General features: G+C 72.2%; 11 protein-coding genes. 8 read left to right on the top strand and 3 right to left on the bottom strand.

The features are described 5' to 3' along the window. Window positions 1-97 precede the first annotated feature (97 nt). Complete coding sequence (locus UG55_RS05600) at window positions 98-2281, bottom strand: acetate--CoA ligase family protein (RefSeq protein ID WP_066063765.1); 2184 nt, start codon at window positions 2279-2281, stop codon at window positions 98-100. Window positions 2282-2479: 198 nt separating this feature from the next. On the opposite strand from UG55_RS05600, the gene UG55_RS05605 reads away from it, so the two are divergent. The 6 genes from UG55_RS05605 (at window position 2480) to UG55_RS05630 (ending at window position 8093) form a co-directional block, all read left to right on the top strand. Further along, window positions 2480-3802, top strand: coding sequence for an amidohydrolase family protein (locus UG55_RS05605; RefSeq protein WP_242423782.1), 1323 nt, complete (start codon window positions 2480-2482; stop codon window positions 3800-3802). 5 nt (window positions 3803-3807) lie between these two features. Beyond that, the gene (locus tag UG55_RS05610; protein WP_066063772.1) at window positions 3808-5373 is read left to right on the top strand and encodes a class I adenylate-forming enzyme family protein; all 1566 of its coding nucleotides are present in this window, start codon (window positions 3808-3810) and stop codon (window positions 5371-5373) included. A 174-nt stretch (window positions 5374-5547) separates the two neighbouring features. Further along, complete coding sequence (locus UG55_RS05615; RefSeq protein ID WP_128422857.1) at window positions 5548-6084, top strand: hypothetical protein; 537 nt, start codon at window positions 5548-5550, stop codon at window positions 6082-6084. Window positions 6085-6208: 124 nt separating this feature from the next. Then, complete coding sequence (locus UG55_RS46665; protein ID WP_396230817.1) at window positions 6209-6613, top strand: effector-associated domain EAD1-containing protein; 405 nt, start codon at window positions 6209-6211, stop codon at window positions 6611-6613. A 227-nt stretch (window positions 6614-6840) separates the two neighbouring features. Next, on the top strand, window positions 6841-7272 hold the full coding sequence (gene dtd, locus UG55_RS05625; protein ID WP_066063778.1) for a D-aminoacyl-tRNA deacylase: 432 nt from the start codon (window positions 6841-6843) through the stop codon (window positions 7270-7272). After that, window positions 7272-8093 carry an SDR family oxidoreductase gene (locus tag UG55_RS05630; protein ID WP_066064159.1) on the top strand — a complete coding sequence of 274 codons (822 nt, stop codon included), beginning with the start codon at window positions 7272-7274 and terminating at the stop codon, window positions 8091-8093. The genes dtd and UG55_RS05630 overlap by 1 nt, the downstream gene beginning before the upstream one ends. Window positions 8094-8118: 25 nt before the next feature. Here the strand turns inward: UG55_RS05630 and UG55_RS05635 are convergent, their stop codons facing one another. After that, entirely contained in the window at window positions 8119-9060 is a 942-nt protein-coding gene (locus UG55_RS05635; RefSeq protein WP_066063781.1) for an oxidoreductase, read from the bottom strand. Window positions 9061-9459: 399 nt separating this feature from the next. Here UG55_RS05635 and UG55_RS05640 point away from each other — a divergent pair, with 399 nt between their 5' ends. Next, complete coding sequence (locus UG55_RS05640) at window positions 9460-10974, top strand: MFS transporter (RefSeq protein WP_083986438.1); 1515 nt, start codon at window positions 9460-9462, stop codon at window positions 10972-10974. Beyond that, window positions 10971-11675 (top strand): helix-turn-helix domain-containing protein, encoded by a 705-nt coding sequence (locus tag UG55_RS05645; protein ID WP_066063782.1) that lies wholly within the window; start codon window positions 10971-10973, stop codon window positions 11673-11675. Before UG55_RS05640 ends, UG55_RS05645 begins: the two co-directional genes overlap by 4 nt. A gap of 32 nt (window positions 11676-11707) precedes the next feature. Here the strand turns inward: UG55_RS05645 and UG55_RS05650 are convergent, their stop codons facing one another. Continuing rightward, complete coding sequence (locus UG55_RS05650) at window positions 11708-12076, bottom strand: hypothetical protein (RefSeq protein WP_066063783.1); 369 nt, start codon at window positions 12074-12076, stop codon at window positions 11708-11710. Window positions 12077-12302: the final 226 nt, after the last annotated feature.

Consider the following 12302-nt stretch of genomic DNA (forward strand, 5'->3'; position numbering starts at 1 on the left):
CTCGGTCCGCACCGGGCCGGCGCGGCCCGCCGGCGACGGGCTCAGATTGGATAGTAAATACAAAGTGACCGCCGGGCACCGGACTGGCGGCGCGGAGCTAGCGGCGCGGGACGACCAGCGCGTCGACAGCCACGACTCCCCGGCCCGCGGGCAGCACCATGATCGGGTTGATGTCGAGCTCGGAGATCCGGTCACCCAGGTCGACGGCGAGCGCCTGCAGGCTCATGATCGCCGCGACCAGGGCGTCGACGTCACCGGCCGGGCGGCCGCGGGCCCCGTGCAGCAGCCGGGCGCCCCGGGTCGACTCGATGACCGCCCGCGCCCGGGCCTCGTCGAACGGCGGCACCGCGAAGGCGACGTCCGCGAACACCTCGGTGAACACCCCGCCGAGCCCGAAGGTGATCGTCGGGCCGAACGGCGGCTGGTGGGAGAGGCCCAGGATCACCTCGGCGACCGCGCCGGTCACCAGCTCGGCGACGACGACCCCGTCGACCCGGGCGGCCGGCGCCGCGGCGGCCGCGGTGGCGGTCAGCCGGTGGTAGACCGACCGGACGGCGGCCGGGTCGGGCACACCGACCGCCACCAGGCCCAGGTCGGACTTGTGCCCGATATCCGCGGAGGCGATCTTCAGCACCACCGGGAACCCCAGCTCCGCCGCGACCGCCGCGGCCTCGTCCGGCGAGGTGGTGAGCCGTTCCGTGACCACCGGGATGCCGTAGCCGGCGAGCAGCCGCTTGGAGTCGACCTCGTTCAGCGTGCCGGGACGGGTGTCCAGCAGCGCCCGGGCCAGCCCCGGCCCACCCGCGGCGGGCCGGGGGTGGGCCGGCCGGGTTCGCGGGGCGAACGGACTGCGGTAGTCGCGGACGAACGCCGAGAAACGGCCGAGCTCCGCCAGCCCGCGCACCGCGGCGCCGAACGAGTGGAACAGCGGCACCCCCGCCGCGCACAGCGCCCGGTAGGCGTCGTCCTCGCGGATCGGCGAGGTCCAGGCGGCGACGACCGGTTTACCCTCCCCGGCGCGGGCCCGCTCGTGCAGCGCGATCAGGTCGCGGGCCAGCGCGTCGCTCATCCCCGGGAACACCCCGGTGATCGGCGCGAACAGTACGTCCACGTTCGGGTCGTCGAGCATGATCTCCAGTACTCGGCGGTTCTCCGGCCGCGCGGTGATGACGCCACCGGAATCGACGGGGTTGTCGCGCTTCAGGTACCAGGGCACGTACTCACCGAGCGCGGCCACCGTCTCCGGGGTGAAGGTCGGCACCGGCACGCCGGCCATCCCGCACAGGTCCGCGACGTGCGAGGCCGTGCCCCCGGACATCGCGTAGACGGCGACCCCGCCGGAACCCGGCAGCAGGTCGGTGTGGCAGAACATGCCGGAGATCTCGATGACCTCGTCGAGGTCGTCCACCCGGATCACGCCGTACTGGTCGAACACGGCGTCGTGCACGGCGTCCGGCCCGGTCAGGTGGCCGGTGTGGGCCGCGGCCATCGCCCGGCCCTGCTCGCTGCGCCCCACCTTGATCGCCACGATCGGGATGCCGGCCCGCGCGCAGGCGTCGGCGGCGAGCATGAAGGCCCGCCCGTCCTGGAAGCCCTCCACGTAGGTCGCGATCGCGCCGACGTTCGGCCTGGTGGCGAGATGACCGGCGACATCGGCCCATTCGATGTCGGTCTCGTTGCCCAGGGTCGCCCAGATCTCGATGCCGATCCCCAGCACCTGGCCCTGGGTGATCGGCCGGCCCTGGTAGCCGGACTGGGTGATGATCGCCAGCTTGCGGCCGGGGAGGCCCTGCTGCCAGGGCTCGAAGATGTTGAGGTTGGTGTTCGGGCCGATGATCCGGGTGGCGCCCCTGGCGAGCGCCCGCAGCCCGGCCTCGGCCGCGTCGCCCTCCGCGGTGCCCAGCTCGGAGAAGCCGGCCGAGAACACGATGACGAAGCCGGCCCCGCGCGCGACGGCCTCCGCCACCGCCGGCAGCGGGTCGCGGACGAGCACGACCACGACGTCCGGGTCCGCCGGCAGGTCGGCGACGGAGGGGTAGGCCGGCACGCCGAGGATCTCGCTCTTCTTCGGATGCACCGGAACCACGTCGGCGCCGAGCGCCCCGAGCCGCTCCCGCACCTGCGTCCACTGGGCCCGCTGCGGGCTGCCCTCGGTGTCGGTGGCCCCGACGACGGCGACCACCCGCGGGGAGAACAGCCGCGACCAGTCGACCGGCCGCAGCCGCGCGGGCGGGTGGCCACGACCTGCCGGGGCGTCCGGTCCGACGTCGGGTAAGGGCATGGCCGACCTCCTCGATGCGCTCCCGGCCCGCGGCGCTCCCGGCAGGTGGCCGGTGCGCCCCACCCGGCCTGACCTGCGCCGGTTGGCGATCGATATCATATACATTATCCTCTCGGTGCCGAGGCGGAATGCCTGGCCAGCCCGGCGCGAACAGCGGGCCGACCGGTCGAGACGGTGAGGGCGACCATGACGGATCAGATGACGCGCGACCTGGCGGCGGCCCCGGCCGGGCAGCCTCTCGGGCAACCGGTCGACGAGGCGGTACTGGCGCGGATCCCGCGCCTGGTCGACATGGACGCCCATGTCGTCGAACCGCCCGACGTGTGGAGTTCGCGGCTGCCGCGGCGTCTCCGGGAGGCCGGCCCGCACATCGTCCACGCGCCCGCCGGCGAGGTGAAGCTCGTCGGCTCCGGCTACGTCGAGGCGCCCGGCACCGACGGCCCGGACGTCGCCTGGTGGGTCTACGAGGGTCGCCACACCAGCCTCAAGCGCTACATCGCCGCCGCCGGCGTCCCCGCCGACGAGGTCACCATGGACGGCATCACCTACGACGAGATGCGCCCGGGCTGCTGGAAGGTTCCCGACCGGCTCGCCGACATGGACGTCAACGGCGTCGAGGCGCAGCTCTGCTTCCCGAACTACCCGCGGTTCTGCGGGCAGATGTTCCTCTGGGGTTCCGACCGCGAGCTCGCGCTGCTCTGCGTCCGGGCCTACAACGACTGGATGGTCGAGGAGTGGTGCGGCACCTCCGGCGGCCGGCTGCTGCCGCTGTGCATCGTCCCCCTCTGGGACGTCGACCTGGCCGTCGCCGAGATCCGGCGCAACGCCGCCCGCGGGGTGCGCGCCGTCGCCTTCAGCGAGCTGCCCGCCTACCTCGACCTGCCCAGCCTGCACTCCCGCTACTGGGACCCGTTCTTCGCGGCCTGCGCGGAGACGGGGACCGTCGTCGCGATGCACATCGGCTCGGGCACGAAGACGCCGCAGACCTCCGCCGACGCGCCCGAGGCGGTGGCCGCCACCATCCTGTTCGGCAACAGCGCGGCCAGCCTGGTCGACTTCCTGTTCGCCGGCGTGCTGCACCGCCACCCCGCCCTGAAGCTGATGTACGCCGAGGCGCAGATCGGCTGGATCCCCTACGTGCTGGACCGCGCCGACGACGTCTGGCTCACCCACCGGGGCTGGGCGCACGGTCAGCAGAACTGCCCCGAGCCGCCGTCGACCTACTACCGCCGCCAGGTCTACAGCTGCTTCTTCAAGGACCCGGTCGGCGTCTCGCTGATCGACCGGATCGGGGTCGACAACGTGGTCTTCGAGACCGACTACCCGCACCAGGACGGCACCTGGCCCCGCTCGCGCGCCGCCGCGGCCAGCCAGTTCGGCCACCTCTGCCCGCTCGACATCCACAAGGTGGCCCGGGGGAACGCCGCCACGCTGCTCGGGCTCGACATCCCCGCGCCCGACCTGGCCAGTGCCGATGCCGATGCCGGGTCCGCGGCCGGCGCCGAACCGGGCCGGCGGTAGTCGCGATGCGGCTGGTCGACCTGCTCGAAACCCGCCCGGACGACGAGACGACCCCGGCTGTCTTCGTCGCGGAGCACGCGGTGACCCGGGCGGCGCTGCGCCAGGGCGCCGTCGACCTCGCCGCGCGGCTGCGCGCCGCCGGGGTGCGGCCGGGTCACCCGGTGGCGGTGATGCTGCCGAACACCGCGGACGTCGTCGCCGCGATGTTCGGCGTCTGGTCGGCGGACGCGGTGTACGTGCCGCTGAACCCGCGCAGCGCCGACGCCGAGATCGCCCACCTGGTGGCGGCGGTGCATCCGGCGGCGGTCGTCACCCTCGCCGCGTGGTCGGGCCGGTTCACCGACACCGGCCTGCCGGTCATCGTCTCCGACGCGGACGAGCGCACCGGCCTCGCCCCTGACGGCCAGGCGACGCCGATCGCCTGGCGGCAGGCGCCTGAGGTGGGGACCGCGCCGGCCGTCCCCGCCCACGATCCGGACATCGCGCTGGTGCAGTTCACCTCCGGGACGACCGGGAAGCCCAGGCCGGTGCTGCTGCGCCACGCCGGCTACCTGGCGCTGCTGGAACCGGTGCTGCGCAAGCTGGTCGGCGACGCCGCCGCCGGCGACCTGGCCAGGCGGGCCGCTCCGATGCCGAACCTCATCCCGACGTCGATGTCGCTGTCCGCCGGCATCTACAACGTGCTGTTCGCGTTCCGGGTCGGCGCGCCGGTAGTGATCATGCCGACGTTCACGACGGCGGCGTTCGCCGCGGCCGTCGCCCGGCACGGCATCCGCTCCACCGTGCTGCCACCCGCGGCGATGAACATGCTCACGGACGACCCGGCGATCACCTCGCTGGCCCCGCTGCGCTACGTCCGTGGCATCACCGCCCCGCTCTCCCCGCTGCGCGCCCGGATGTTCCGCGACCGGTTCGGCGTCACCGTGCTCAACTGCTACGGCCAGACCGAGATCGGCGGCGAGATCATCGGTTGGAACGCGGCGGACGCGCGCACGTTCGGCGAGACCAGGCTCGGCTCCGTCGGCCGGCCGCACGCCGGGGTCACCCCGCGCGTCGTCGGCCCGGATGGCGCGGAGCTGCCCGTCGACACCCCCGGTGAGCTGCAGGTGCGCACCCCCGCGGTGTCCGCCGGGTACGCCGACGGCTCCGCGCTGGGCGACCGGATCACCCCCGACGGCTGGTTCCGCACCGGCGACATCGCCCGCATCGACCCCGACGGCTTCGTCTGGATCGAGGGCCGCGTCTCCGACATGATCAACCGGGGCGGGCTGAAGGTGTTCCCCGGCGAGGTCGAGGAGGTGCTGCGCCTCTCCCCCGGCGTCGCCGACTGCGCCGTCGTCGGCGTCCCCGACGACCGCCTCGGCGAGGTGCCGTGGGCGTTCGTGGTGACGTCCCCGGGCGCCACGCTCGTCCCGGACGCGCTTCGGGACGTCGCCCGCGAGCACCTGCTCCCCTACAAGGTGCCCGCCCGCTTCGTCCAGGTGGACGAGCTCCCCCGCACCGAGGTCGGCAAGGTACGCGCGGGCGACCTCCTCCGCCTCGCCGAGAAACTGGCCTCGCCCGCGCCCTGAGGGACGGCGGGGGTGAGCGAAAAAGCTGCTCAAAAGCAAGCCAAGGATGGATCGTGTCAATCTGATCCTTCCCGACACCGTTCAGCGCTATGGTGATCCTGGGCGAAGGGAACATGTACGACGCCAGGCGCCGACGGGAGAAAGATGCGAGACGGCTTGGGAACGCATGTGCGGGTGAGCGACGGCCTCCTGTATGTCGGATTCAACGTCTACAATCTTCGCAACGTAGCACAGATCTCCCGCGAGCGGCGCATTGTCGGCTACGCAGGCCTCCGGCTTCAACGGATTTCAAAGGCCTTTCCATGGTTCATCCCCAGCCTCCTGTGGTTCCCCTTCGCCTCGACTCTTGACGACGAGGAGTGGGTAGTCCAGATACACACGCCGTTGCTGGTCGTTCTGAGCGCCGTCATCGGCTTCGCGATTGTCGCGCCAATCCTCCAGCCAGACCGGCGCATCTTTGTCATGACACTCGGGAGCGGCGAGGCCCGGGTCGACGCCCTGGCCAGCCGAGATCCAGGCGCGATCTCCGCCATCCACCTGGTCATCGACGCCCTGCGACACAGGGAGGACTACAAGGTCGCAAAAATCATTCACAACGTGATGAATATCGAGAGAATAGGGAACATCGACAACCGTGGCGGACAGCTGGGAAACAGGGTGGTGATATCCGCCATGGCCGCACCTCCCAGCAGTCCCGCCGGCGACCTCTAAGGCGGCGCCAGTGAGAGGAGTAGCAGCCGTGGGAAGCGNGTTTCCACACCCGGACGGCGAACACTCGCCGCAGATCACTGTGGGAAATATCGGAACGTTCGACAATCGCGGCGGGTTTTTCGGCATGTCACTCCAGGCCGACCACGAGTTGAGCACCCAGCGCCGCTCCGGTTCCGCTGACCCGTCCCGCTTTCCACCGACCGGATCGGCCACGGGAGCCGACTACGAGGCCGCCCAGCAGACCTCAAGTAATCCGGGCGTCCTCACGGAACTCGAACTTGAGACACTCGCCCGGATCTACTGCGACCCAAAGTCCGCCCGGGAAGCCCTTGCGCGCGCGGGCCTACCGATTCAGCGACTGCCAGAATGGAACGACCCGATCAGCTTCTGGCGTCGCGTCGGCGAGCTGGTCGGGAACGGCGTCGTGGCAGGCGGCAGGGAGAAGGTTCTTTCTGTCGCCTGCGCGGATTTCCCAGCGAACCCGGTACTGACCGCGCTGCACGGCGAGCGCCCGCCCGTGGGCGAGTGACGCGACGCGGCCGGTCGGCGTCAGCCGAGGAAAAGGCCGGGCGGAGTGGACCCGGCGGACACACGGCGGTTCCGGGTCACGAGCAGGCTCGCGGCGGTGCGGCAGGTCGCGGACCGGCGGCGCCGACTCTGACCGAGAGAACCCCGAACACGTTCCGGCCGCGCACCCTCCCCACCGCACCCCTACCGCCTGCGCCTGCTCCTGCGTCCGCTGCCAGACTCCGGTGTATGCGCGCGGTGGTGCAGACGGTCAGCCAAGCCTCGGTGACTGTGGACAGCGAGGTAGTCGGCTCGATACGCGACGGGCTGCTCGTGCTCGTGGGCGTCACCCACACCGACACGGCGGCGACCGCCGAGAAGCTCGCGGGCCGCATCCACACGCTGCGGATCCTCGACGGCGAGAAGTCGGCGGCCGACACCGGCGCCCCGGTTCTCCTCGTCAGCCAGTTCACCCTCTACGCCGACACCAGCCGCGGCCGGCGGCCCGGCTGGCAGAAGGCCGCGCCAGCCGAGATCGCCGAACCGCTGGTCACCGCCGTCGCCGAGGCGCTGCGCGCCCGCGGCGCCCACGTCGAGACAGGCCGGTTCCGCGCGCACATGCTGGTCGAAAGCGTCAACGTCGGCCCGCGGACCATCATCCTCGACCTGGAGAACTCGTGATCGACAAAGGCGGTAACCCCGGTGGCGCCGGCGGGGTCGCGCTGGTCACCGGTGCCTCGTCCGGTATCGGCGCGGCGGTCGCCGCCGCGCTCGTCGCCCGCGGCCACCGGGTGATCGGCACCAGCCGCGACCCGGCGACGGTCGCCGAGCCGGTCCCCGGGGTGGAGTACCGGGCGCTCGACCTGACCGACTCCGCCGCGGTCGAGAGCCTGGTCGCCGCGGTGGGGCCGGTCGACGTCCTGGTGAACAACGCCGGCGAAAGCCAGAGCGGGCCGCTGGAGGAGCTGCCGATGGAGGCGGTGCGGCGGCTGTTCGAGCTGAACGTGTTCGGCGCCGTGCGGCTGACCCAGCTGGTGCTCCCCGGGATGCGCGAGCGCGGCCACGGCCGGGTGATCATGGTCGGGTCGATGCTGGCCAGCTTCCCGCTCGCCTACCGCTCGTCCTATGTGGCGTCCAAGGCGGCGATCAAGGGCTTCGCGAACGCCGCCCGGCGCGAGGTCACCCCCTACGGTGTGTGGATCAGCACGGTCGAGCCCGGATCGGTCAACACCGGGATCAGCGAGCGCCGCACCCAGTACCTCGCCGCCGACTCCCCGCACGCGGCGCGGTACCGCACCATGCTGGCGGCACTCAACGCGAACGAGGCGAACGGGATCACGGCCGGCGCGGTGGCCGCGACCGTGCTGCGGGCGGTCGAGGCCCGGCACCCGAAACCGCTCTACGCGGTGGGCAGCAACGCCCCGCTGGTGTTCGCGCTGCGCCGCCTGCTGCCCCGCTCCGCGGTCGAACGCGCGGTCGCCCGCCGGCACGGCCTGCGCTGACCGGCGTCAGACCTGGAAGGTGACCTCACACCTGGAAGGTGACCTCGGTCAGTTCCTCGGAGAGGACCCACATGCGCTCGGCGGCCGCCGCGTCACGCGAGGCGGCGTTGGACTTCACCGGCACCGGACGACCGGTCATCTTCAGCAGCCCGGACGGCCCGTAGTACTCGCCGCCCCGCGCCGACGGGTCCGTGGCCGCGCGCAGAACGGGCAGCGCGCCCTTGGCGGCCGGGTGCACGACCGGGTTCGGGATCCGGTCGATGACCTTTTTGATCTTCATCTTGACCGGGCCGACGTTCATGCCGCCGACCTCGGTGTTCGCACCGCCGGGGTGCGCCGCCAGCGACTGCACCGGCGAACCGGCCGCGGTGAGCCGGCGCTGCAGCTCGTAGGCGAACTGCAGGTTCGCGAGCTTCGAGCGGGCGTATCCCTTGAACGGGCTGTACTTGCGCGTGAAGTGCGGGTCGTCGAAGTCCATCTTGCCGAACAAGTGGCCGTTGCTGCCGACCGTGACGACGCGGCCGGCCTCCGCGGCGGCGACCGCCCCGAGCACGAGCGCGGTGAAGGCGAAGTGGCCGAGGTGGTTGATGCCGAAGTGCTGCTCGAAACCGTCCTCGGTCTTGCCGTAGGGCAGCAGGATCACACCGGCGTTGTTGATGAGCACGTCGATGACGGGACGTTCCCCGACCAGCGCCTCGGCCGCCTTGCGGACGGAGGTGAGCGAGTTGAGGTCCATCTGCAGCACGGAGATGTCCGCGTCGGGCGTGGCCGAGCGGATGCTGTCGAGAGCGTCCTGCGCCTTGACCGGGTTGCGGCAGGCCATGACGACCGTCGCGCCACGGGCCGCGAGCACCTTGGCCGTCTCGAAGCCGATGCCGGAGTTCGCCCCGGTGATGACGGCGGTGCGCCCGGAAAGGTCGGGAACGTCGGCCGCACTCCAGCGCCGCCGCTTCGACGCTCCTGACATGCCGACCTCCGTGATCCGTACACAGGGCGAAACCGCCGCCGCGCTCGACGAGACCGGCGGCGCCCCGTTACGGGCTCCGCTCGCGATCCCCCCTTGGCCTACCTCGTCACCTTAAGGCAGGCCACCTTCCGGAAGCACGTCACGGGTCGTCCACACCGGCTGACGCACCGGCAGACAACCTGCGCCGACCTTTGTCCTCAGCCGATGTCATCGTACGATGACATCCGTTGCCGTCCGCCGGACGAACGAGCCACCGGCCGAACGAGCCAGCAGAGCCGAAAGGCAGGGGCACAGGTGCACGGGAAGCAGGAGCAGGAGCAGGGCGGCGTAGCCCGGACGGAGCCGACCGGCGGAGATCAGCGGAAGCGGCGCACCCGGCGAAGGCGGGGAATCCGTGGGATGCGGCCGCGTTCCGGTGTCTCGACCCATCCGCGCCCGCGCCTGTTGCTCGCCGTCCTCGTCTACTGCGGTCTGGTGATCGCGGTCATCGGCACCCTCGGCACGCCGCTGATCCCGACGATCGCGACCGCACAGCATGTTTCGCTGGCCGACGCCCAGTGGCTGCTCACCCTGACGCTGCTGATCGGCGCCGCCTGCACCCCCCTGCTCGGGCGGCTCGGCGACGGCCAGCACCGGCGCGCCGTGATGCTGACCGGGCTGGGCTCCGTCGCGGTGGGCTCCATCCTCTGCGCCACCGCCTACGACTTCACCCAGCTGCTGGTCGGGCGGGGCCTGATGGGCGTCGGGATGGGCCTGATGCCGCTGGCACTGGCGATCGCCCGCGACCTGTTGCCACCGGCCCGGCTGGCCCCGGGCATCGCCGCGCTGTCGATCACGGTGGCGACCGGGGCCGGCCTGGGCTACCCGCTCAGCGGCCTGCTCGCGGAGAGCTTCGACTACCACGCCGGCTTCTGGGTGGCGGCCGGGCTGGCCGCGGTGGCGATGGCCGCCGTGTTCACGGTCGTCCCCCGCCGGCCGAGCGCCCGGCCGGCGGCCGGGCGGGTCGACCTGCCGGGGGCACTGCTGTTCGCCGCGGCCCTCAGCCCGCTGCTGCTCGCGCTGAGCGACGGCGCGGCCTGGGGCTGGACGTCGCCCGCGGTGCTGGGGCTGCTCGCGGCCGCCGTCACCTGCGGGGTCGCCTGGGTGCTGGTCGAGCTGCGCACAGCGAACCCGCTGATCCAGCTGAGGTACCTCGCGGCCCGGCCGGTGCTCATCGCCGACGTGTGCGCGGCACTCGCCGGCTTCGGCATGTTCATCGCGATGACTCTGATCAACCGGCTCGCGCAGGCTCCGACGTCCACCGGCTACGGCTTCGGGGTCTCCCCGACGATGCTCGGCCTGGTGATCCTCCCGATGGCGGCCGGGACGGTGCTGGCCAGCCGGTGGTCACGCTGGCTGGGACCGCGCACGGGCGGTGCCCGGGGGTTGCTGCTGACCGGGCTGCTCGCCGCCGCGCTCGCCGAGTTCGGGCTGGCCTTCCGCCACGATCATCTGGTCGAGCTGGGCGCGGCCACCTTCGGATTCGGCATCGGCATCGGGCTGGCCTTCGCGGCGATGCCCACCCTGATCATCGGAGCCGTCCCAGCCCAGGAGACGGGCAGCGCCACCAGTTTCAACCAGGTGATGCGGACCGCCGGTGGCTCGGTGGGCAGCGTGCTCGGCGCGGCGCTGCTCGCCGCGCACACCCCCGCCGGCCAGGCCGAGCCCACCAACAGCGGCTACACCGTGGCGTTCGCCGTGGCCGGCGGTGTCAGCCTGCTCGCCATGCTGGCCGCACTGGCACTGCGCCCGTCGCCGCGCGCGGACAGCCGCTCCCTCCCAGCCCCCCGCCGGGCAGGACTGGAGACCCTGCGGGAGGAGTCCGCGGGCAGCTCCGCTTCGGGACTCGTGATGGCGCAAGATGTCCAACCATGAACAACACCCGGCGGCGCGACGCGGCCCGTAGCCGCCAGGCGCTGCTCGCCGCGGCGGCCGACCTGTTCGCCGAGCGCGGCTACGCCGGCACCGCGATCCGGTCGGTCGGCGACCGCGCCGGCGTCGACCCCGCCCTCATCGCCCGGTACTTCGGCGGCAAGGAAGGGCTGTACCAGGCGGTCCTCGCAGCCGATCCGCTGATCGGGCAGACCGGCCGGGGCAGTGCCGGCGCGCACGAGGTCGCTGCCGGCGGCGACTCGGGCGTGACCGAAGCCGGCCCGCGCTCGGCCCGGGAACCGGCCGCCGGCGAGAGCGCCGGCGCCGGCGAGCCCGGGGCCGAGCCGGCGCCCGACCCGCACGCGGCGGTGCGCGCTCTGATCGACCGGGCGCTCGACAAGTGGACGTCGACCGGCGTGAGCGCCGCCGCTCAGAACGTGTTCCGCCGCGAGGTCGACACCGCGGCCCGCCAGGCCACCCGCGAACGGCTCGACACCGTTCTCCTCCCCCTGCGCGGCACGACGGCGGGAGCCGATCCGGAGCTCGCCGCGGAGCTCGCCGTCGCCCTGCTGTTCGGGGTCGGCGTCGCGCGCGACGCCGCGACGCTCACCCGACTGTCCACCGCGACCGCCGACGAGCTGCGCGAGCCCCTGACCGCCGCGCTCGTCGCCGCACTGGGCCTCGCGGACCGCGAGCAGCGGTAGAGATGGGATGTCGGGTCACGCAAGGGGTCCTGTCACGGCCTGATCGCCGCGTCCGCGGCGGCGATGTCCTTGTGGAAACGCTTGTGAACCCGCAGCTTCTCGCCGGTGGCCTCGGTCGTCCCCCACAGGCCGCTGACCGGCCCCAGAACGGTCTCGCGCGGCAGGACCGCGACCGGGCTGTCTCCCTTGGGCTTGGTCGCGGTTAAGGCTCCCGCCTGGAGAACCAGAATCCGCTGGTCGGTGACGACGACGATTCTGTATCGGATCCAGAAGATGATCAACAAGGTGAGGAAGAAGAAGTACGGCGTCGGCCCGGTCTGCGCCTGGAATACGTGCTGCACGCTCTCCCCCGGCGCGAGGTAGGGCTGGGCGCGTGCGGCGAGCTTGTCCCGGAGAGCCATCGGCGATCCTCATCACTTGTCAAAGGGAAAGAAATTCCGAAGTGGGAGGAACAGCCTACCCGTCGGGTCGGTGTTACGCCGGCGGGGNCATTATCCGGACTGGTCCCGAAGCCCCGGCTTCCGTTCCTCGGGGCAACTGACGCAGGCCGGCAAGTCCGTACCGGGCGCATCTGTTCGGGTCCAGTGCCGGTGTGACATTCTGGTCGGGCCTTTCCGGTGGGGTGAG

Source organism: Frankia sp. EI5c (assembly GCF_001636565.1).
Classification (GTDB): domain Bacteria; phylum Actinomycetota; class Actinomycetes; order Frankiales; family Frankiaceae; genus Parafrankia.

Coding starts and splice junctions, on each gene's coding strand:
- UG55_RS05600 (WP_066063765.1), bottom strand. CDS start 2,281: ATGCCCTTACCCGACGTCGGACCGGACGCCCCGGCAGGTCGTGGCCAC.
- UG55_RS05605 (WP_242423782.1), top strand. CDS start 2,480: ATGACGCGCGACCTGGCGGCGGCCCCGGCCGGGCAGCCTCTCGGGCAA.
- UG55_RS05610 (WP_066063772.1), top strand. CDS start 3,808: ATGCGGCTGGTCGACCTGCTCGAAACCCGCCCGGACGACGAGACGACC.
- UG55_RS46665 (WP_396230817.1), top strand. CDS start 6,209: ATGTCACTCCAGGCCGACCACGAGTTGAGCACCCAGCGCCGCTCCGGT.
- dtd (WP_066063778.1), top strand. CDS start 6,841: ATGCGCGCGGTGGTGCAGACGGTCAGCCAAGCCTCGGTGACTGTGGAC.
- UG55_RS05635 (WP_066063781.1), bottom strand. CDS start 9,060: ATGTCAGGAGCGTCGAAGCGGCGGCGCTGGAGTGCGGCCGACGTTCCC.
- UG55_RS05640 (WP_083986438.1), top strand. CDS start 9,460: ATGCGGCCGCGTTCCGGTGTCTCGACCCATCCGCGCCCGCGCCTGTTG.
- UG55_RS05645 (WP_066063782.1), top strand. CDS start 10,971: ATGAACAACACCCGGCGGCGCGACGCGGCCCGTAGCCGCCAGGCGCTG.
- UG55_RS05650 (WP_066063783.1), bottom strand. CDS start 12,076: ATGGCTCTCCGGGACAAGCTCGCCGCACGCGCCCAGCCCTACCTCGCG.